At 65.7% G+C, this 19,310-nt stretch carries 16 protein-coding genes and 1 pseudogene; 10 read left to right on the top strand and 7 right to left on the bottom strand.

Going from position 1 to position 19,310, the window contains the following annotated elements; translation table 11 throughout:
* Positions 1 to 42: 42 nt before the first annotated feature.
* Complete coding sequence (locus V4F39_RS23835) at positions 43 to 480, bottom strand: hypothetical protein (protein ID WP_332292597.1); 438 nt, start codon at positions 478 to 480, stop codon at positions 43 to 45.
* 101 nt (positions 481 to 581) lie between these two features.
* Positions 582 to 1,529 (bottom strand): SOS response-associated peptidase family protein, encoded by a 948-nt coding sequence (locus V4F39_RS23830; RefSeq protein WP_332292596.1) that lies wholly within the window; start codon positions 1,527 to 1,529, stop codon positions 582 to 584.
* A gap of 301 nt (positions 1,530 to 1,830) precedes the next feature.
* Between V4F39_RS23830 and imuA the strand changes: the two genes are divergently transcribed.
* The 10 genes from imuA to V4F39_RS23780 all read left to right on the top strand — a co-directional run bounded on the left by imuA (position 1,831) and on the right by V4F39_RS23780 (position 15,406).
* The gene (gene imuA, locus V4F39_RS23825) at positions 1,831 to 2,625 is read left to right on the top strand and encodes a translesion DNA synthesis-associated protein ImuA (RefSeq protein ID WP_332292594.1); all 795 of its coding nucleotides are present in this window, start codon (positions 1,831 to 1,833) and stop codon (positions 2,623 to 2,625) included.
* Entirely contained in the window at positions 2,573 to 3,877 is a 1,305-nt protein-coding gene (locus tag V4F39_RS23820) for a Y-family DNA polymerase (protein ID WP_332292592.1), read from the top strand. The genes imuA and V4F39_RS23820 overlap by 53 nt, the downstream gene beginning before the upstream one ends.
* On the top strand, positions 3,861 to 6,983 hold the full coding sequence (locus tag V4F39_RS23815; protein WP_332292591.1) for an error-prone DNA polymerase: 3,123 nt from the start codon (positions 3,861 to 3,863) through the stop codon (positions 6,981 to 6,983). The genes V4F39_RS23820 and V4F39_RS23815 overlap by 17 nt, the downstream gene beginning before the upstream one ends.
* Positions 6,984 to 7,386: 403 nt before the next feature.
* On the top strand, positions 7,387 to 7,734 hold the full coding sequence (locus V4F39_RS23810; RefSeq protein ID WP_332292590.1) for a hypothetical protein: 348 nt from the start codon (positions 7,387 to 7,389) through the stop codon (positions 7,732 to 7,734).
* On the top strand, positions 7,731 to 8,078 hold the full coding sequence (gene tnpB / locus V4F39_RS23805) for an IS66 family insertion sequence element accessory protein TnpB (protein WP_332292589.1): 348 nt from the start codon (positions 7,731 to 7,733) through the stop codon (positions 8,076 to 8,078). The genes V4F39_RS23810 and tnpB overlap by 4 nt, the downstream gene beginning before the upstream one ends.
* 82 nt (positions 8,079 to 8,160) lie before the next feature.
* Positions 8,161 to 9,738 carry an IS66 family transposase gene (gene tnpC / locus V4F39_RS23800; RefSeq protein ID WP_332292587.1) on the top strand — a complete coding sequence of 526 codons (1,578 nt, stop codon included), beginning with the start codon at positions 8,161 to 8,163 and terminating at the stop codon, positions 9,736 to 9,738.
* Complete coding sequence (locus V4F39_RS23795) at positions 9,735 to 10,265, top strand: hypothetical protein (protein WP_332292585.1); 531 nt, start codon at positions 9,735 to 9,737, stop codon at positions 10,263 to 10,265. The genes tnpC (V4F39_RS23800) and V4F39_RS23795 overlap by 4 nt, the downstream gene beginning before the upstream one ends.
* A 52-nt stretch (positions 10,266 to 10,317) precedes the next feature.
* Entirely contained in the window at positions 10,318 to 11,889 is a 1,572-nt protein-coding gene (tnpC, locus tag V4F39_RS23790; protein WP_417281691.1) for an IS66 family transposase, read from the top strand.
* Positions 11,890 to 11,910: 21 nt separating this feature from the next.
* On the top strand, positions 11,911 to 12,876 hold the full coding sequence (locus V4F39_RS23785) for a hypothetical protein (protein ID WP_332292583.1): 966 nt from the start codon (positions 11,911 to 11,913) through the stop codon (positions 12,874 to 12,876).
* A gap of 1,006 nt (positions 12,877 to 13,882) precedes the next feature.
* The gene (locus V4F39_RS23780) at positions 13,883 to 15,406 is read left to right on the top strand and encodes a hypothetical protein (protein WP_332292582.1); all 1,524 of its coding nucleotides are present in this window, start codon (positions 13,883 to 13,885) and stop codon (positions 15,404 to 15,406) included.
* Positions 15,407 to 15,544: 138 nt separating this feature from the next.
* Here V4F39_RS23780 and V4F39_RS23775 read toward each other — a convergent pair.
* The 5 genes and pseudogenes from V4F39_RS23775 to V4F39_RS23755 all read right to left on the bottom strand — a co-directional run.
* A pseudogene (locus V4F39_RS23775) lies at positions 15,545 to 15,873 on the bottom strand (integrase core domain-containing protein); the annotation flags it as partial.
* A gap of 169 nt (positions 15,874 to 16,042) precedes the next feature.
* A complete protein-coding gene (locus V4F39_RS23770; RefSeq protein ID WP_332292581.1) occupies positions 16,043 to 17,158 on the bottom strand; it encodes a twin-arginine translocation signal domain-containing protein in 1,116 nt (371 codons plus the stop codon).
* Between the two features lie 275 nt (positions 17,159 to 17,433).
* Positions 17,434 to 17,763 (bottom strand): C-terminal helicase domain-containing protein, encoded by a 330-nt coding sequence (locus tag V4F39_RS23765; protein WP_332292580.1) that lies wholly within the window; start codon positions 17,761 to 17,763, stop codon positions 17,434 to 17,436.
* 2 nt (positions 17,764 to 17,765) lie between these two features.
* Positions 17,766 to 18,494, bottom strand: a complete 729-nt coding sequence (locus V4F39_RS23760; RefSeq protein WP_332292578.1) for an SNF2-related protein — start codon at positions 18,492 to 18,494, stop codon at positions 17,766 to 17,768.
* Positions 18,475 to 19,281, bottom strand: coding sequence for an SNF2-related protein (locus V4F39_RS23755; RefSeq protein WP_332292577.1), 807 nt, complete (start codon positions 19,279 to 19,281; stop codon positions 18,475 to 18,477). The genes V4F39_RS23760 and V4F39_RS23755 overlap by 20 nt, the downstream gene beginning before the upstream one ends.
* Positions 19,282 to 19,310: the final 29 nt, after the last annotated feature.

Genomic DNA, 19,310 nt, shown 5'->3' with positions numbered 1-19,310 from the left:
GCACCGCGCGTTCACGGACCTCGGGGGAATACTTCGAACTTCTCATCTTGGCTCCATCATCTCAAACGAGGGAGCCTCCTGGAAATCCGGGGCGCTTGAGTGCACCATCCGCTGCCCTTGCGGGACGTTGTCGATGATCTTCACGCCTGCCAATGCGGTGGCATCCGGCCCTCGGCGGGGGTCCAGCTTCCCGTGAATGAAGAGCGTCATGTGCACGCCGAAGGCAGCGGACTCGCCTTGGTTCTGCAGGATGAGCTTCATCGTGCGTCCGTCATATTCAACGCTCTTGAGCGTGATGCGCGGCGGCTTTTCGGCGGCGAAGTATTGCGACTGCTCCTGCCGGGTCAATCGCGTTTCACGAAGGGCCAGCCAAGCAAAGAGGGTTGTCAGCACGAGGGAGGCCGCGGCGATGATGAGGCCGATCAGGGTCGCCCATTGAGCCGGCACACGGCGTCGCTTATCGAGCAAGTCGTCGCCCATCAGCAGCTTGCTCCAAAATTCTCACGCAGGGCGTCTCGTGCTGGCAAGCGGCACGCACGGGTGCGCTGGGAGTCGCGCAGCCCAGTGCGTCCAAGGTTTGGCTACGCCGCAAGGCGGTGCTCGTAGTACGGCCGCTCGCGGTCCTCGAGGATCGCGTCGAGGGTGGCTGGGTCGGTGCCCTGCGGGTTGAGCCAGAGGTCCAGGTACTCGGCCTTGATCGGCACGATGCACCGATCGTGCCCTGCCGCCGCCACCTCCGGTGGTGGCTCATCGGTGATCGCCGCGAACGAGAGCAGCTTGTCGCCGTCCGCGCCTACCCACTTCGACCAGAGACACGCCACGAGCATCGGCCGGCGGTCAGCAGGCACGAACTCCAGCACCACGTTGCTGCCGTCCCGGTCGACGTTCTCATAAAAGCGGTCGACCAGCATCACGCCGTGCGTATAGCCAAAAACCGACCGCCAGAACGGACCCTGAAGGTTGTCGCGCCTGGCGTTGTAGGTGCCCGGGTAGCGCTGATCGTAGGCGGCGGGTGCGCCTGGCGGCCTGCATTGGTAGCGCATCGGCTTCACGACGCGGCGTCCGCCCTCGACCACCATGACCGGTGCGTACCAACCGGGGAAGATGCGCGAATCCCTGTCCAGGGCCTCCGTGCGCTGGAGATCGTCGAGCCAACCTTTGAGACTGGCCATCTTCTTCGTCGCGATGCGCTGGTCGTCTGCCGCCTTTTTGGTGGGTTTGACCGCGAGCTGGTGCTCGGCGTTTACCAGCCGAGCGCGCTGGGCAAACAGTTCCTGCTGCCACTCAGTCGCCTGCCGGCCGTTGGCCAGCGTGATGTAGCGCGCGATCCGGACCTCATCGTCGGTGCGGGGCGCTTTGAGAAAAGCACGCTCCAGGGCTTTGGGGATCTTCGGCTTGCCGTGCCGACGGATCTCGTCCGGGTCCCACTTCCACCAGAAGAGCTTGACGAACTCGTCGATGCTCAACGAGGCGCCCCATTCGCGCGTGTAGCGGCGGAAATCGGCTTCGACCTGGGCGCTGTAACACATAGGGGCCTCCTCATACGAGTCTAAGGCGCGGGTTCAACTCGCGGCAGGGCTGCCGATCTGCACCGACGCTCCCAAGGCATCGTTCTGAATCGCTGCCGTAACAATTTCAGTTATCCACAGATGGTGTGGACAACCGTGTGGGTGACCGGTGGACCGATCTCAGGCAACGCAGCAAATGCGGGCCTGCGGCAAGCCTGCTGCACAAAGCATCAAACGGCAGATTTGACAGCCGTGGCCGGAGTGCCGATTCGACAGGGCGGCACCGGTTGAGGTACTGTATAAAACAACAGCCTCCTGCGCCATGTCCGCCGCCGTCCTTGCCGCCGCTCCTGCGACCACCCCTGCTCTCTCTGCCAGCCCGCTGCCGGCCCACGTCGCGACGGCCATGTGGCGCGCGTCGGAGTTGGGCAGCGCGACGGGCGACGTTGTGCCATCGGGTTTCACAGCGCTCGACGCCGAACTGCCCGGTGGCGGCTGGCCTTGTCGTGCAGTCTCCGAGATCCTGGCGCCGCAGCCCGGCGTCTTGGAGTACCGCTTGTTGGGCGGCGCCCTGCGCCATGCCGTGGCCGCAGGTCGCACCGTCGTGCTGATCGGCCCGCCTGGCACACCGCACCTGCCGGGGCTGCGCCATGCGGGCCTGGACGAACGCCATGTGGTGTGGATTCGAGCGGACGCGCCGTCCGAACGGTTGTGGTGCACAGAACTGCTGGTGAAGTCCGGCGCTTGCGGTGCGGTGGTGGCCTGGCTGCCCCAGGCGCGGCCCGAACAGGTGCGCCGGCTGCAGGTCTGCGCCCAGTCCTGCGATGCGCCGACCTTCCTGCTGCGCCCGCTGGCCGCACGCCATGAACCGTCGGCCGCACCGCTGCGTGTGCTGGCCACGGTCGGATTGGATTGGGAACTGCACCTGCAGATCCTCAAACGCCGCGGTGGCACGCACGATGGTGTCCTGACGGTGCCATCGATCCCGGGCGGCCTGGCCGCCGTGTTGACGCCGCGCCTGCTGCAGCCCAGCCGCCTCATTGAGCGCGTGGAAAGGAACGTTGATGCTGTGGGCCGCCCTGCGCCTGCCCGCCGAAGCCACAGCACCGCCCACTGACGCACTGAGGGGGCTCTCGCTGTGGGCGCTGCAGTTCACGCCGCGGGTGGCGCTGCGCGACGAGGCGGTGGTGATGGAGCTGGCCAGCTCCGTCCGCCTGTTCGGCGGCAAGCGCGCGCTGCGTGATCGCATCACGGCCGAATCGAAGGAGCTGGGGGTGGTTGCCGTGGCCTGGGCGCCCAACAGCATCGCAGGCCTGGCGCTGGCACGTGCCGGGGTGGAGAGCGGGTTTCGGCCGGGATTGACCGAAGTGCTCGACCGGCTGCCGATGCAGACGCTGACCGCCGGACGGTCGCACCTGGTGACGCTATCGCAGCTGGGTTGCCAAACGCTCGGCGACCTCCGGCGCCTGCCGCGCGGCGGCCTGGTGCGGCGCTTCGACAGCAGCTTGCTGTCGGCCTTGGACCAGGCCTACGGCCTGCGGCCCGAGGCGCATGAGTGGCTGTCGCTGCCCGACACCTTCGAGGCGCGCCTGGAACTGCCGTTCCGCGTCGAGGTGGCGCCGGCCCTGTTGTACGGTGCCCGGCGCCTGCTGTTGCAGCTCTGCGGCTGGCTGGCTGCGCGCCATGCCGGGACGACCGCGATCCGACTGCGGTGGATGCACGATGCGATGCGGCCCCGCAGCGCGGACCCGGGCGACGAACTGATCGTGCGCACCGCCACGGCGACTCGGGACCTGGAGCACCTGTGCCGGCTACTGGCCGAGAACCTGGCCAAGATCACCTTGCAGGCGCCGGCCGGGGACCTGGTGCTCGAAGCCCTCGACGTGCAGCCGCTCGATGAGCGCAGCGCATCGCTGCTGCCGGACGTCGTCCATGAGGGCGAGACGCTGGCGTTGGTTCTGGAGCGCATCGCAGCGCGTCTGGGGCCGGACAAGGTGCTGCGGCCGGTGCTGAATGCCGATCATCGCGTGGAATGGATGCAGCACTGGCAACCGGCATCGCAGCCCCTGCCCCGCCGACCGCTGCCGGCCACCGATCTGCCGCAGCCGACCCGCCTGTTCCCCGAGCCCATCCGCCTGGCGATGAGCGGGCCGCGGCCGATGTACCAGGGCGTGCTGCAACTGCTGACCGGGCCCCACCGCATTGAAGGCGGCTGGTGGCACCGCGTCGAAGGTGAGGATGGACCTTGCGCGCTGCAGCTGCAGCGCGACTACTGGCTCGCGCTGAGCCCGCACGCCGGCGCGCTGTGGGTGTTCCAGACGCGGCTCGATGACGAATGGGCGTGGTACCTCCATGGCACGTTCGCATGATCCGCTGCAGGTGCCCCGCTATGCGGAGCTGTGGTGCCTGTCGAACTTCTCGTTCCTGCGCGGCGGCAGTTCGCCCGAGGAACTGGTCGAACGCGCGAGGCAGTTGGGCTACACCGCCCTCGCCCTGACGGACGAATGCTCCGTGGCAGGCGTGGTGCGGGCCCACGTCGCCGCCAAGGAGCACGGCCTGCCGATCATCATCGGGTCGCAGTTCGAGGTGCAGGGCGACGCGCCCTTCACGATGATCGTGCTGGCCACCAACATGCACGGGTACGGCAACCTGTGCCAGTTCATCACCCGTTTGCGCCGCTCGGCACCCAAGGGCACCTACCGGCTTAACCGAGACGAGATCCATGCCCTTGCGCTGCAGGACTGCCTGGTGCTCGCCGCACCGGCGCGTGCCTCGACGCCGACGCAGTTGGCGACGATCGGCCAATGGCTCCTGCAGCACTTCAGCGGGCGCTGCTGGCTCGCCGTGGCGCTGCTGCGCGAGATCAGCGACGAGATGTGGTTGCACCGGCTGCGCCAGGTGAGTGAGGCGACCGCCGTGCCGCTGGTGGCCGCGGGCGACGTGCACCTGCATGTCCGCTCGCGCAAACCCCTGCAGGACGTGATGACCGCCGTGCGCGTGGGCCGCCCGCTGACGCAGTGCGGATGGGCGCTGCAGCCCAACGCGGAGCGCCACCTGCGCACCCGGCTGCGCCTTGCCCAGACGTACCCCGACGACCTGCTCGCAGAGACCCTCCGCGTGGCCGCACGCTGCGAGTTCTCGCTGGACGAGCTGAAGTACCAGTACCCCAACGAAGTGATCCCGGACGGTCACACCGCATCGTCCTACCTGCGGCAGCTGACCTACGAAGGCGCGGGACGCCGGTGGCCGCAGGGCATGTCGGCCACCGTCCAGACGCAGATCGAGCACGAGCTGCAGCTGATCGAGGAGCTGCATTACGAGCACTACTTCCTGACCGTCGCCGACATCGTCATGTTCGCGCGCTCGCGGCACATCCTCTGCCAGGGCCGCGGCTCGGCCGCCAACTCGGTCGTGTGCTACTGCCTGGGCGTGACCGAGGTTGACCCGGCGCGCATGGCCACACTGTTCGAGCGGTTCATCTCGAAGGAGCGCAACGAGCCGCCCGACATCGACGTGGACTTCGAACACGAGCGGCGCGAAGAGGTCATCCAATACCTCTACGAGCGCTATGGCCGGGACCGCGCGGCGCTGACCGCCGTGGTGATCAGCTACCGGCCGCGCTCGGCCATCCGGGACGTGGGCAAGGCCTTGGGCTTCGATGCCGGCACGCTCGACGTCCTGGCCAAAGGCCACCAGTGGTGGGACGGCCGGGAGGTGAGCGTGGACCGCCTTGCAGAAGCCGGACTGCAGGCCGACGACCTGGCCGTGCAGCAGCTGATGCAGCTCACGGCCCAGCTGATCAACTTCCCGCGCCACCTCTCGCAGCACCCCGGGGGCTTTGTGCTGACGCAGGGGCCGGTGACACGCCTGGTGCCTGTCGAGAACGCGGCCATGGCCGAGCGCACCGTCATCCAGTGGGACAAGGACGACATCGACGCCCTCGGCTTGCTGAAGGTTGACGTGCTGGCGCTGGGGATGCTGACAGCCATCCGAAAGGCGCTCACGTTCATCGAGCAGCGCAAGGGGCACAGCTTCGAGCTGCAGGACATTCCGGACGAAGATGCCGCGACCTACGACATGATCTGCCAGGCCGAGACCGTGGGCGTGTTCCAGATCGAGTCTCGTGCGCAGATGTCGATGCTGCCGCGGATGCGGCCCCGCACCTTCTACGACCTGGTGATCGAGGTGGCGATCGTGCGGCCGGGGCCGATCCAGGGGCAGATGGTGCATCCGTACCTGAACCGACGGCAAGGCAAGGAACCGGTCCACTATCCGAGCGAGGCCTTGAAGGAAGCGCTGGGGCGCACGCTCGGGGTGCCCATCTTCCAGGAGCAGGTCATGCAGGTGGCCATCCTGGCTGCGGGGTTCACGCCCGGCGAGGCCGACAAGCTCCGGCGTTCGATGGCGGCCTGGCGCCGCAAGGGGGGGCTGGAGCAGTACTACAGCAAGATCGTCGACGGTATGCAGGCGAACGGCTACGACGAAGACTTCGCCAAAGCCATCTTCGAGCAGATCAAAGGATTCAGCGAATACGGCTTCCCAGAAAGCCACGCCGCCAGCTTCGCCCTGCTGGTCTACGCCAGCTGCTGGATCAAGTGCCACCACCCGGCGGAGTTTTTGGCGGCGATGCTGAACAGCCAGCCGCTGGGCTTTTACAGCGCCAGCCAGCTGGTGCAGGATGCGCGGCGGCACCAGGTGGACGTGCTACCGGTGGACGTGATGCACAGCAGCTGGGACTGCACGCTCGAAGGACTGCCGGGGCCGCCGGCCGTGCGGCTGGGGTTGCGGCGCATCGCGGGCTTGAAGCAGGCCTGTGCGCAGAACATCGAGGCCGCCCGCGCCGAACGGCCTTTTGAGAGCGCGGACGACCTGGCGCGCCGCGCGGCGCTGGATCAGCACGACATGCGGCTGCTGGCCGGCGCCGACGCGCTCCAGAGCCTGGCGGGGCATCGGCGGCAGCAGGTGTGGGAAGCGTCGGCGCTGCGCCGACCGCCCCAACTGCTGCGGGATGCACCGGTCGAGGAAGACCTGCTCGAGCTGCCCCATGCGCCGGAAGGCGAGGAGATCGTGTTCGACTACCAGACGACCGGCCTGACGCTGCGCCGGCATCCGCTGGCGCTGCTGCGCGAGCGCTTGGCCCAGCGGCACGCGCTGTCGGCCGAGCAGCTCATGCGGCTGCCGAACGGCCGCGAGGTTACGACCTGCGGCATCGTCACCCTGCGGCAGCAGCCTTCGACGGCCAAGGGGACGATCTTTGTGAGCCTGGAAGACGAGACCGGCGTGGTACAGGTCATCGTCTGGAAGCGCGTGCGGGATGAGCAGCGGGCCGAGCTGCTGGGATCGCGCCTGCTCGCGGTGCGCGGGACCTGGCAGCGGGAAGGTCAGGTCTGCAACCTCATCGCTGAGCGGTTGGAGAACTGGACACCGCTGCTAGGTCGACTGGCTGACGCACAGAGAAGCAGGGACTTCCGGTAACTTCAGGTGGTGGAGCGTGGAGCTCCGCAGTTGCATCACCGGTAGCCACATTCGCCTCGTCTCAGCTTATTGCCTGCGACCCACCAGCTGGGCCCTACCAATGTCAGCGGTTCTTGCCGGGCTCGTCGTCTGGGCGCTCGTCTTGTTTGCGTGGGCTGCGCTCGGTGTTTCCGCCCTGCTGTTCGGCCTGAGCAGTGCCTTGGCCGCGCTGCAGGTCGCTACGCGACTGCTGGTCCTGCTGTTAGTTTGGTTGTTGGTCCGTGAGTGTCCGAAGAGCCCCGTCATTGCGTCGCTGTAGCGGATCGTCGATCGTCGTTGCTTGAGATCGATGACGGAAGATGCAGCTGTGGGCGAAGACGGCGGCGAGCCGCGAGTGCGGGTTGACTGGCGAACGGGTCGGCCGATGATTCAGCGCGATGCGGCGTTCTGGGCCGCGCATGAACGACGCCGGCTGGAACAGGAGCTGAGCGTGCCGCAGTACTGTGCTGCCAATGCGCTGGCGCTGTCGACGTACCGACATCGGGTAGGGGGCAAGGCGCGCGGATCGCCGAGTGCGCGGGCGTCAACGCCGCCAGTGGCGCCATCGATGGCGTCGCGCTCACCCGGCTTCGTCGCGGTACCGATGCCGCAGGTGGCGTCGAAGGAGGCCGTGGAGATCGAGCTGCAAGGCGTGACGCTGCGCTTGCGAGGCCCGGCGGCCGAGCGCGTGCTCGAGCACGTGATCGCAGGCGTGCTCAAGCGCCTCGCATGATCCTGTCCTCGGCGATCCGTGCCCACGTCTACAGCGAGGCCGTGGACATGAGGAAGTCCATCGACGGGCTGTCGCAGATGGTGGTCACGGCGATGGGCATGAACCCCCTGTCGGGCCAGGTCTTCGTCTTCATTGGGCGGCGCCGCGATCGCGCCAAGCTGCTGGTGTGGGACCGGCACGGCTTCTGGGTGCTGTACAAGCGCCTGGAGCGCGGCCGCTTCACCGACCCCGCGCGGCTGGCCGGCGGCGGCATCGCGATGAGCGAGCTCGTCGCCTGGCTCGACGGCATCGACCTCAGCCGCACCCAGCGGCTGCAGTCCGTGGAGGTCAGCGCCGTCGTCTGATCCACGGTGGCCGAGGCAGCGGCGGGCAATTCGAAGTTCTCCGACTGCCCCGGGTGGCCTGCGGCTGCGATCATGGCGCCTCATGCAACTGCTGGCTGCCCCCGTCGATCGCGCGAGCTTGCCCGACGAGGTCGAGGCGCTGAAGGACCTGCTGGTGCAGGCCGCGCAGGCCTTCCATGCGTTGCGAGCCCAAGCGAACCAGCAGATGGCGTCGCTGGCCGCGCAGCTGGCGGAGTTCAAGCGCCGGGCCTTCGGTGGTCGCAGCGAGGTGCTGGCGGTGCTGCAGCCCGAGCTGTGGCAGGACGTGGTCGAGCTGCCGGTACCGCCCGAGCAGCTCGACGAGGTCAAGGGCCACCGGCGGCGGCGCCTGGGCCGACCGGCCCTCGATGCGAGCTTGCCGCGCCGGCGCATCGAGCACGACCTGAGCGAGGCCGACAAGGCCGCGTTCGCCCGCGTGGAGCGCATCGGCGAGGAGCTCAGCGAGACGCTGGAGTACACGCCCGCGAAGCTGGAAGTGCTGCAGCACGCGCGGCTGAAGTACCGGTGCGAGGACGAGGCCGGCCGCTCGACGATCCGCACGGCGACGGCCCAGGCGTCACCCCTGGTGCGCAGCAACGCCGGCGCCGGGCTCCTGGCTCATGTGATGGTGTCGAAGTACGCCGACCACAACCCGCTGGCCCGGCAGGAGCGCCAACTCGCGCGACACGGCGTGCGGCGCTCGCGGCAGACGCTGTGCGACTGGACGTTGGGGGCGGCCGAGTTGCTCGCCCCGCTGCTGGTGCCGCTGAAGCGCCACGTGCTGGGCAGCGCGGTCATCTTTACCGACGACACGACGCTGGCGCTGAAGGCTGCGCGCGGCGAGTCCCGGGGCAAGACGGTGACGGCGCGTCTGTGGGTGTACCTGGCCGGCGGCTGGCTGCCGCAGGAGCCTGGCGGGCTCCAGCGCTGGCGTCGCGTCGCGCCCGCAGCGCTGTACGACTTCACGACCGATCGAGCCGGCGTCCACGCCCGCAACATGCTGGGCGCCTGGCGCGGCTTCCTGCAGGCCGATGACTTCTCCGGCTACGCCGAGTCGTTCCGCTCGGGCGTCGTGCATGCGGCCTGCCTGGTGCACGCGCGCCGACGCTTCGCTAGGATCGTCAAGGATGCCCCTAAGGCATCACCGCCGGGGCTCGCGCACGAGGCGATGCGGTACTTCGCCGAGATCTACCGCATCGAGGGCGAGATCCGCGGGGCCGATCCCGACGAGCGGCTGCGCGTGCGGCAGGTGCAGACCCGGCCGCTGATGGCCCAGTTCCAGCGCTGGCTGGCCGCACATGCGCCGACGGTGCTGCCGAAGTCGCCCCTGGGCGAGGCCTTCGGGTACACCTTGAGCAACTGGCGCGCGCTCAACACCTTCGTCGAGCACGGCATCCTGGAGGCGGACAACAACTTCAGCGAGCGCGCAATGACCCCGGTGGCCCTGTCGCGCAAGAACTGGCTCTTCGCAGGCTCCGAGCGCGGGGGGCGGGCTGCCGCCACCGCCTTCAGCCTCATCGAGACGGCGCGCCTGAACAGCGTGGAGCCCTACGCGTACCTGCGCGATGTGCTCCAGCGCATCAATGGCCACCGGCAAGACCGGCTGGCCGAACTGCTGCCGATGCACTGGAGCCCGGCATGAGCACACGCACCCCACCGATGCAGGACGCGACGCTGATCGAGGCGCTCAACCATGCCACGAGCCTGGAGCTGTACCAGCTGAGCGCGCTGGTGGAGCGGCTGATGACCGACCCGCGGCGCGTCGTCGCGACCCGCAAGGACCTCCATCTCGGGCAGGTCGTTCGCTTCTACGACGCCCGGCGCGACACGATGCGAGAGGGCAGAATCATTGAGATGCGCGATGCACAGTTGACGCTGCACGATACGCAGCAGCACGTGCACTGGAAGCTGCCCTATGCGGCGATCGAGCCGCCGCAGCCGGGGTCGCGGCCGGCTACGCACTCACAGGCCGCGCCGTCTCCACCGGTGCCGCCGAAGCCCACGCGGGCAGACTTCACCCGAGGCGACAAGGTCTCCTTCACCGACCGCCATCTCCAGACACACGTCGGCGTCATCACCCGCAGCAACCCCAAGACTGCCAGCGTCGACACCGGCGAGGCCACCTGGAGTGTCCCCTACGACGCCCTGCGGCGCGTGCTCGACGTCTGAACTCGCCATCAGCGCCGCGTCAATGAGACGGGGTAGACCGGACAGACACGTTGTGCCGATCCCGACCCGCGACCCCATCAGCGAACTGCCCGACGACGCGCAGGTGCTGAAGCGGCACCTTCGTGTCAAGCACGACGAAGTCGCGTTGCTCACGCTGATGGTCGACAAGCTCAAGCTGCAGCTGGCGCGCAGGAAACGCGACCAGTTCGGCGCTTCGTGCGAGCGCTTCGAGGACACACAGGGCAGCCTCATCGAACCCGTGTCGCTGCGCGAATGGCCCGCGCGCAAGCCGGCCCCGCCTGCGGCCAACGCGGGCCAGGTCGATCGCAGCCTGCCTGCACACCTGCCGCGCGAGCAACGCGAAGTCCGTCCCGAGGCGACAGCGGCGCACCGCGACGCGCAAGGCCAACCGTGCGGCTGCACCACCTGCGGCGGCCGGTTGCGCAGGCTCGGCGCCGACATCTCCGAGCAGCTCGAGTACGTGCCGGCCCGCTTCAAGGTCATCCGCACGGTCCGTCCGAAGCTCGCCTGCACGAAGTGCCAGGCCATCTTCCAGGCCGCGGCACCGAGCCGGCCGATCGCCCGCGGCGTGGCCGGCCCGGGGCTGCTCGCGCACGTGGCGGTGTCGAAGTACTGCGACCACACGCCGCTGTACCGCCAGAGCCGGATCTACGGGCGCGAAGGCGTCGAGATCGACCGCTCGACGATGGCGGGCTGGATCGAGCACGTGCACGACCTGCTGGATCCGCTCGTCGCGGCGCTCGGCCGCTACGTCCGGCAGGCTGCGAAGCTGCACGCCGACGACACGCCGGTGAAGGTGCTGGCACCAGGCCGGGGCAAGACGAGAACGGGTCGGCTGTGGGTCTACGTCCGGGACGATCGCCCGGCCGGCAACCCGATGCCGCCCGCGGCCTGGTACCGCTACAGCCCCGACCGCAAGGGCGAACATCCGCAGCGCCACTTGGCCGGCTTCCGCGGAATCCTGCAGGCCGATGCCTATGGCGGCTGGGGCGGGCTCTACGGCGGGGGCGAAGTGACCGAAGCCGCCTGCTGGGCCCATGCCCGCCGACCGTGGTGGGACCTGCACGCGCAGCACGCGGACGAGACCGGGCTGGCGACGCAGGCCTTGCGCCGGATCCAGGCGCTGTACGCCGTCGAAGCCGAGATCCGAGGGCAGCCGCCGGCCGTGCGGCGGGCGCAGCGCCAGGCACGCGCCGGTCCGCTGCTCGACGAGTTCCACGACTGGCTGCAGGGCGTGCTCACGAAGGTCTCCGGCAAGTCGGCGCTCGCGAAGGCGGCGCGCTACAGCCTGGGCCGCTGGCAGGCGCTGACCCGCTACGTCGACGACGGCGGCATCGAGATCGACAACTCTGCGGCCGAACGGGCGCTGCGCGGGGTCGCGCTCGGACGCAACAACTTCCTGTTCATGGGGTCCGACGAAGGCGGGCACCGGGCGGCCAGCTTGTACAGCCTGGTCGAGACAGCCAAGCTCAACGGGCTGGATCCGCAGGCCTACCTGCGCGAGGTGCTGGAGCGCATCGCCGAGCATCCGATCAACCGGATCGACGAGCTCCTGCCCTGGGCGATCGCGACGAACCCGCAGCAGCGCCGGGCGGCGGCCTGAGCCGCTGGCAAGATCCGGGGCATGGCCGACGACGACAACGCTGCGCGGATGGTGGAGGCGCTGCAAGGCGCATCGAGCCTGCAGCTCTCCCAGATGCAGGCGCTCATCGAGGGGATGCTCGCCGATACGAAGCGCATGATCGCGGCGCGCTCGGCCCTGCACCTGGGCCAGCCAGTTCGGTTCATCGATCACCGCACGGGTCAGGTCCGGCTCGGCAAGCTCATCGCCCAGCATGACGTGCAGGCGACCGTGCTGGAAGACAGCGTGCGCCGGACCTGGAAGATCCCGTACGTGGCGATCGAACCGGCGCTGAACGGGCCAGGGGAGCAGCCCAAGCCCTACGATCCTCCACCGGAGCCGCCTGCGCCGCCGGGGCGTGTCGAGTTCCGCGTCGGCGACCACCCCAAAATTGCGGACATTAAGTTCAGCAGGGGTGCTGAGCTGGCAGATCAGATGCTGGTGGTAGCCGGTACCGAAAAGCAAAAGCAGCAGTCGATGCTCGCGAAGGCTACTCTCTATTGGGAGTGGAAGAAATACGACGTCGCATATGCAGCCTACCAGGAGGCGATCAAAGCCTTTCCGGACTTTCAGCGCTTCCACGAAGACATTGCCGCCCTTTTGGTCGAGATGGGGAGACCGCAAGAAGGCCGGGATGCCTATGCTTTGTTATACGAGAGATCGCCAGACAAAAGGGCGGCTGCTTTCATCGGCGCCGGATATGCGGAAGCGGCTGCCAAGGCGAACTCAAGCTTGGCGGAGTTGGAGAATGCGCTGAACGCGGGCCTACTGTCCATCAGCAACCAGCCGGATGAGCCGTTCAGCTACTATGCGGTCGCTATGGTCTGCCGGGCGATGAACCGTCGTCCCGAAGCCCTGAAATATCTGCGGGACGCCGAGTCAAGGGAAGCCAGCCGCGATGTCAACATCCACACCTATGATCGGACGCGTCATCTGAAGTACAAGGCCCTGCTCAATGAGTGGAGGTGAAGCGGTTCGCTGCCCGCAGTGCTTCAGGAAGTCGCACACGAGGTTTCCATCACAGCACGTCATGCTCGTATAAAACTCTGCCCACGAGCGCCAGGAAACCGACAAATGCCCGAGTGCGCCGAGCACCCCTTCTCATCCACTACGGCCGCCGCATACCGTTTCATGACGATGTCCCGCACCGCGGTTGCCGATAGCGGCTCCATAACGAAACTGCCCGCCGCATCCGCCGGAAGGCCCCTGAATTATTCTGAGGCTGCGAGCCAGGGCCGCAGCGCATTGGCCCTGTCCGCGATGATTTTCTGGTTGCTGGGGTAATCAGCGGATCATCGCCGAATTTGGTTCGTCTTCGCATACACCAACGTGAAGACAATTCCCGGCCGGCCGTGTGTTTTCCGCGGCGCCCATGGTCACTTCCGACAGCAGGCGCCGAACGCTGCTCACCAGGCTTGGAGTACCGCTTACCCACAGAGGGTGGCCTGCTCAACCCAGGTCGGCTCCATTCAACGTACACGACTACGGCCACTTGACGCGAGGCAAGGACACCAATAGTCGTGCGTCTACAACCATCTAGGATCGCGTCGACCCCGACATGCGCAGACACACGTACCGCGGTCTAGCTAGATGCCCCCCTTCATTTGAAGGGTGTCGAAGTAGCAGGCAAAAAATTGCCCTCACAAAACAAGACAGAGTCTCAACCGGACGGCATAGTTTGGCGCCACCAGAAGCGATCCGCGTTGACGCCAACTGATGTCTATCTTCCGGCAACGATTTAGCGCAATCAAATACCACCATGCGATTCGTCATAACGGCCCTTATGTTTTCTGTGGTCCCATCCGTCTCTCCAGCTGCTGAGTCTTATGCAAGGCAATATGGAGAACTTTCGAGCGGGTCAGCGAAGGTGAGCCAAAACGATCCGTGGATGGTCCTTAGCAACATCACGTATGCGTCACCGCTAAGGCATTCCCTCAACGCAGCGCTCAGCCCGATCGTATTCAAGAGTCTGGACTTGACGGTCGACTTTACAGGCTTTGCGATGAACATTCCTCGGCCCATTGCGGGGATCAATCCGCTAAATCTTGAGTTCTCAGTGCAGGGACATCTCAACTTCTCGAAAGATGGCAAGGTTGCAAACTACGCTCCGCTGCCATACGAATTCAAAGTTGCCGCATTCTGCACTGACTATTGCAAAACAACTGCGCCGGAAGCGTCGTGGAGTGCCCCTCCCATTGCTTCCGTGAAGTTCATCGACCTCAACGCAAGCCCGACCGTACCTTACTACCCATACGATTTCAGTGTCGCGATCGACTCAATTTCATACGGGAATACTCAATATTATTTGAATAGAATAAATTCGGTGGAACTGTCTCTGAATTATGAATATAATGGGGAGTTGGCCACGAAAACCATGAGCGACTTCACAAAGTCCGCTGGTTTGTCGTTGGACATGGCCGGCCGTAGTCAAGTGCAGCGTGCGTTGGCTCTGGACTCGGCACTCTCAAAACTGGATCTCGCGAAGTCCCTCGCTCAGCCCGTACCGGTTCGCCCCGACGGCACCCTGAGCCTCGAGGACCTGGCTTCCCTCAAAAGCTCAGTCTCCACAGAACAGAATCTCCGCACACTATCCCAAGACTTCTCGGATTTCGTGGCTGCACGCCCCGAAAAGTCCAGTCAGGATTATTCGAAGGAGACATTTATGTCCAACGTAAATTTTCTTAAGGAGATTGTGCAAACGCGATTAACCGGGGGGAAAACCGGTTTAGCCCAAATGATCAGGGCCGGCAACTTGATGGGTATGGGCACGGGCGTGGCAGCGTCGGCGTTAGGACAATGGCTGCGTGAGGACCCACCAGATTATGACTATCTCAACCTCGATCAATATGGGCTCGGCACCGGGCGCAGCGACTTCGCACAAACCCTGAGCGAGGCCTTCAGCAAGGGGCTTGTGCTTGACGGAGTAGGTTCGTTTGAGGGTATGATTAATGTTACGAATCTCTACCTAGCAGAAATGACTGCGATGGGAACAGCATATGAAAGGTACAGCGGTGCTTTCTTGTCAGGAGATTTGGAGCTCGCCAACTCCCACTATCAAAGCTACCGCTTGTATGAGAGTCGACTGAACTTCTACTTTACAACGATGGCCAATCTCTGGCTCGCCGCGGATGAGTCCCTAGGCGCCATGCAAATGCCAACGCTCACAATCGACGAGCTACACGCGGCGAAGGCGTCGCTTCGGGCGGCGATCGCCACGATGCAGTTGCAAGGGGCCAGTCTTCGCTCGTCAGGCAGCGACACGGAACCTACCGTTGAAAATCTACAAGCTCTGCTAGCGGAGCTGGAAAGTCTGGATTTGGCAGAATTCAGCGGGCTCACGCTGCGTGACATCATGACCCCCAACTATGGGCAACTGGCGCTCGATGCTGTGACCCCGGCGGTACCTGAGGCGTCCACAACAGTGATGTTCGCCCTCGGTCTGCTTGCCTTGATGCTCGGAACCCGCTCTCGCCGGAACACTGACTTCAGGAACTACTGAACCGCACCGGAAATCAATGAGGCCTTTTGACCCGAGTCAGACCGCATTGGTCTAACGTACTTGAGGCTCTGGCTCTCACTCTTTCAGCCCCCCGCAGGGGCCGTCGGAGACCCGCCGGTTGGGCCAAGTATTCAGGGTTCAACCCTCCTGGGACGCTGCGGTCGGCGCAGGCTGGTTCGTGTTCGACGCCCGCTGCTGACGCCAGTAGTTCGCCTCGGCCTGGGCCGGCGGGATGTAGCCGAGGGGTTCGAGCAGACGATGGTTGTTGAACCACGAGACCCACTCCAGCGTCGCCAGTTCGACCGCTTCGCGCGTCGTCCGCGGACCGCGCCTGTGGATGACCTCGGCCCTGTAGAGCTCGTTGAGGGTCTAGGCTAATGCGCGTCGTAGCTGTCACCGGTGCTGCCCACCGAGGGCTCGATGCCGGCTTCGGCCAGGCGCTCGCCGCAGCGGATGGAGGGCTTTTGCGGGGCTGGTTTTCCAGCCGCTGCGATCTGGACAGCTCTGCGAGCCGAGGCTGATTCGCGCACGAATCCTTGTGTAACCTCTACCTCGGCGGCGGCCGCGGGCATAAGTAGGGCGCGGCTGGTCGACTCACGTAGCGAGCTGACCAAACCAGTTGATCGCCGAAGGCCCTCAAATGATCTGTGAGGCGGCCCAGCCCCCCAGCAGCGCGCGGGACCGAATGAAATCGGAGTTCTGCTTGAACTCCGCGATCATGATTTCCGGCGTCAGTTGTCCGCTCGTGAACTGGCTGCTGTTGGCGAACGCGCCGTTGTTCAGGCTGACGTTCGTACCCGTTCCACCGACGATGGTGTATTCGAGCTGATTCTCGGCGGCGCCGCTGTAGCCCCCAATTCGCAGCAGCGAGTAGAAGGTAGCCCAGTTGATCACACCGCCGCCATTGCCCGTCGCGCCCCCGGGCTTGGTGCGACCGACGCTCAAGGCGCCCGTCGTGGCGTTGATCGTCGCCGCCACGTCCTCGGGGCAGACGCATTTGATGTGCGGCATCCAGCGCCTCATGGCAATCTGCCAGGCCGTGCCCGGCGCCGCCGTTGCGACATGGCCGATGGCGAGGTTGATGCCGATCAGGTTCGGGTCAATGCCTTGCATCGCGTAGGCATACGGCTCAACGGTCGTGCCGACGTTGTTGCCGTGCGTATGGGCCACGCCGCAGAGCTTTCCGTACTGCGCGTTGATGGCAGCCAGGCGCCGAAGGTTCAAGCGCAGGCCATCGAGATAGCTGGTCATTTGCTGGCCGAAGGTGTTGGCCGGGAAACTCACGCCGCTGAACCGGTACTTCTTGATGCCATGGGCACTGGCCACCGAGAGGATCTCATGCACGAACTGGCTCGCTATCCACGCCGTGTTCGCCGGGTCGGCCGGCGGTGTGACGTTGACGCCGATGTGGTCGCAGATCGTGCCGGTGCTGCGGATGCCGTTCAACATCAGCGGAAGGTGCGTCGACACTTGTGCCGGGCGCACGTGGCCGCCGTCGCGAACAGTGAGATTGACCGCCGCATATCCCCCGGCCCGAAGCGCCTCGCCGATCGCCACGCCGGTGCCGTACGGATCCGAATAGGTTTGCTCTTCGGTGCGCACCCACTGCACGTGTCGAGACCAGACCGAGGTCACAAGCACCTGTTCCGATGTAGCTTGCGCATGTGCCTGGCCTGGGAAGACCGCTTCCTTGGCGGCGAGTCCCGCGACGGCAGACGCCGCAGCGCCCGACAAAAAGCTACGACGTTCCATGATTTCTTGTCTCCAATCGATCTAGTTTCGGAAGCCTCTGCGGTTGTCCGTGACGACTTGAAATCGGGTTCAGGACGTCAGTCGATCGCTCGGCTCGTCCCGCCCCCGCCTTCACCGGTGTGTCGATGCTTCACGGGCGGTGGACGATGGCATGAGAGCCCCAAAAATGCAGCGATCGTGTCATTTGGTTGACGTGTCGGCAGGTAGGCCGAGCCATGATGATCAGGCGACAATGTTGGCGCCTCACCCAGAGTCGATTCAGAGCAATCATTCGTTCAACGACTTGGAAGGAACTGCCCTGCCACGTCGCGAATATCGCCCAGCGCCGGTCCGCCAAGCTGTCCCGGCAGCGCTGCTCGCACAGTATCAATGACATCGTGCTCCGTTTCCTGCTTGGTGCTCAGCAGGTGCCAGACCCCCATGTCGATCGTCCGCTCGATCAGCGGGACGATCACCATCACGTTGCGCTGCTGCCCTAACCGGTATGCGCGGTCCTCGGCCTGTCGCATCAGGGCTGGCGTCCACGGCAGCGAAGCGAAGGCGACGTAGTTGGCAGCGGTCAAAGTGATACCCACGCCGGCGGCCGAGGTCGTGCCGATGAACACGGCTACCGTCGGGTCGTTTGGAAGCTATCGATCGCCTTCTGGCGCTTGGTCGGCGAATCTGACCCAACCAGCGACACGCTCTGAATCCCTTGAGCCGAGAAGGCGGCCTGCATTAGCTGCACAGTGGCCATGTACTCGCAAAAAATGATGATCTTGTCGCCTTCGGACAAGCCTTCCACGGTCTCGATCAGAAACGGCGTCTTCAACCGCTCCAGCGCCTGGCGCAGCTTGACGATCTTCGGCATGGCCTGAAGCGTCATGTCGTCGTAGATCTGCTGGTAGGTGCCGAGGCCCTCGGCCGGAGAGATGTACCGCACCTGGCGGGTCTTCATTCCCAGATCTTTCAGCACCGACTTGCTGCGCCGGAGCATCCAACCGCGCAGGCTGTCCGCGAGCACCGCGCGGCGGGCCTTGTCGCCGGCAAACTGTTTGGTGAACTCGCGCAGCGACAGCCCGCCCATTGGGTGCCCCGTCATCCGCAGCAGCGTGTGCAGTTCCACTTCGCGATTCAGCAGCGGCGTGCCGGTCACCACAAAGCGCCGCGGGATCCGCGTGGCCATCACAAAGACGTTACGGGTCCGGCCGGCCTGGTGCTCGTTCAGGTAGTGGGCCTCGTCGATGAACAGCGCGGCGAACGCCAGCGCGGAATCACGCACCAGGCCTCCGAGCCGCTCGTAGTTCGCCACCACCCAATCGCAGTGGATCAGGCCTTCATGCGGCGTTTCGCCCACCAGTCCCACCGCCGCAGTGGGGAAACACCGCCTGGATCTCGCGCATCCAGTTGATGCGCAGGCTGGCCGGGCACAACACGAGCACCCTGCCCTGTCCCGCGATCAGCCGTGCCGCCACGACGCACTGCCGCGTCTTGCCCAGCCCCATGTCATCGCCGAGGCAGGCACCCGACTGGCCCGCCAGGTGACGCACGCCTTGCACTTGGTAGTCGCGCAGGTCTTCGCTGACAGCCAGGCTGGCCAGCGCGCCCTCGTCAATCTCGAACTGCTGGGCGTCGTCCAACTCGGCCGTGATGAAGCCACCGCCTTGTTCTGTGTCGCCGGCACCGCCTTCCGATCGGTCAGGCGACGCTGCGGGCACGATCAGCGGCGAAGCCGAGCGGCCGCCCTCGGCCAGGTCTTCGAGCAGTACAGGCTTCTCATGCACGAAGACATAGTCAGGGTCCACGCCTGCGACGGCCCACAGCACCTGGAGTAACTGGTCGACGGCCGAGCGAGGGCGGTTGACCTGCCAGGCCCGCGCCTTCGGGTGGTACTTCGCGCCAAGGCTGCGCATGGCCTGCGCACAGGGCACGTCATAGCTGAAGCTCACCGCCAGCAGCCCGCTGCCGTTGTCGGCGCGCGCCAGCGGGAACACCTGGACGTCCAGCCGTTGGGAGAAGTAGCCCTCCTCCGGCGCCTGTAGCGCCGCGCGCAGCACCGGCACGGCAGGCTCGACATCGACGTGGTGGCCTTGGTAGACACCGCCCAGCACCTGCAGCAGCGCGTCGCTGGGAATGGCCGTCAAGCCGCAAACTTGCGCATGCGCATGTCGTC

The organism is Aquincola agrisoli (assembly GCF_036621135.1).
Lineage (GTDB): Bacteria > Pseudomonadota > Gammaproteobacteria > Burkholderiales > Burkholderiaceae_C > Aquincola > Aquincola agrisoli.
Note: the sequence above shows the minus strand (reverse complement) of the source record. Positions and strands in the feature narration are given on the sequence as shown.

What these genes read in the sequence shown, in the direction of transcription:
- tnpB (WP_332292589.1), top strand. Translation starts at nt 7,731, where the DNA reads ATGATCCTGTCCTCGGCGATCCGTGCCCACGTCTACAGCGAGGCCGTG.
- V4F39_RS23810 (WP_332292590.1), top strand. Translation starts at nt 7,387, where the DNA reads ATGATTCAGCGCGATGCGGCGTTCTGGGCCGCGCATGAACGACGCCGG.
- V4F39_RS23770 (WP_332292581.1), bottom strand. Translation starts at nt 17,158, where the DNA reads ATGGAACGTCGTAGCTTTTTGTCGGGCGCTGCGGCGTCTGCCGTCGCG.
- V4F39_RS23795 (WP_332292585.1), top strand. Translation starts at nt 9,735, where the DNA reads ATGAGCACACGCACCCCACCGATGCAGGACGCGACGCTGATCGAGGCG.
- V4F39_RS23830 (WP_332292596.1), bottom strand. Translation starts at nt 1,529, where the DNA reads ATGTGTTACAGCGCCCAGGTCGAAGCCGATTTCCGCCGCTACACGCGC.
- V4F39_RS23815 (WP_332292591.1), top strand. Translation starts at nt 3,861, where the DNA reads ATGGCACGTTCGCATGATCCGCTGCAGGTGCCCCGCTATGCGGAGCTG.
- V4F39_RS23835 (WP_332292597.1), bottom strand. Translation starts at nt 480, where the DNA reads ATGGGCGACGACTTGCTCGATAAGCGACGCCGTGTGCCGGCTCAATGG.
- V4F39_RS23785 (WP_332292583.1), top strand. Translation starts at nt 11,911, where the DNA reads ATGGCCGACGACGACAACGCTGCGCGGATGGTGGAGGCGCTGCAAGGC.
- imuA (WP_332292594.1), top strand. Translation starts at nt 1,831, where the DNA reads ATGTCCGCCGCCGTCCTTGCCGCCGCTCCTGCGACCACCCCTGCTCTC.
- tnpC (WP_332292587.1), top strand. Translation starts at nt 8,161, where the DNA reads ATGCAACTGCTGGCTGCCCCCGTCGATCGCGCGAGCTTGCCCGACGAG.
- V4F39_RS23820 (WP_332292592.1), top strand. Translation starts at nt 2,573, where the DNA reads ATGCTGTGGGCCGCCCTGCGCCTGCCCGCCGAAGCCACAGCACCGCCC.